This window comes from Desulfovibrio sp. SGI.102 (genome assembly GCF_050314315.1).
In the GTDB taxonomy this organism is placed as follows: Bacteria; Desulfobacterota; Desulfovibrionia; order Desulfovibrionales; family Desulfovibrionaceae; genus Desulfovibrio.
This window is the reverse complement of record NZ_JBNPNC010000129.1, coordinates 1-701: the sequence shown is the minus strand read 5'-3', so window position 1 is coordinate 701 and position 701 is coordinate 1. Positions and strand designations below refer to the sequence as shown.

Here is a 701-nt window from a genome sequence, read left to right as displayed (position 1 = left end):
AACCTTCTGGCCAGCGATGTCGTAAGCTGGTGCAGTCCTTCCTGCCTGATATTGGCGATCCTGGCATGGAGCCTGGCGAGCTTCCGTCGTGCTTTTTCACGATTGTTCGACCCACGCGCTTTTCGCGAAAGACTTCGTGAGAGTCGCACGAGCCTTTTGACAAGCTTGCTGTAAGCTTTCGGCCCCTGTACTACTTCCCCGGTGGAGAGCGTCGCAAGGGCGGATACTCCAAGATCGACACCAACAGCCTCTTGGTTCTCGTTGTGCTGCTGTCGTCTGTCTTCCGTATCCACCGTGATGCTCACGAACCATCTGTCGGCCATGCGGGAAACAGTGGCCGATACGAGCTTTCCTGAAAATCGCAAAGCCTCACGCATCCTGACCCATCCAAGCTTGGGGATCCGTATGCGTTTTCCCTGAACGGCGAACTGGTCATTGGAGATGCTGAACCTGTCGTGCACGCCCTTCTTCCTGAATTTCGGATAGGCGGCACGATGCGCGAAGAAGTTCTTGAAGGCTTCTCCAAGCTGGATGATCGCCAGTTGAGGGGCACACTTCGTCACCTCGAGCATCCAGGGGAAGCTTTCCTTTTTGATCTCGTTCAGCTGTTTGCGGAGGGAAAACTGGGAAGGCTTTGGAAGCGTGTCGTCTTCGCGCCATGCCCTGTACTGGATGCCCCATTGTTCAAGAGCCCAGTTATA

The 701-nt window shown here is 55.1% G+C and carries 1 protein-coding gene; it reads right to left on the bottom strand.

Annotation, left to right across the window (positions count from 1 at the left end):
- Positions 1-701, bottom strand: a 701-nt coding sequence (locus ACQRCJ_RS12470) for an RNA-guided endonuclease InsQ/TnpB family protein (protein WP_427799946.1), incomplete at both ends; no start/stop codon positions are given.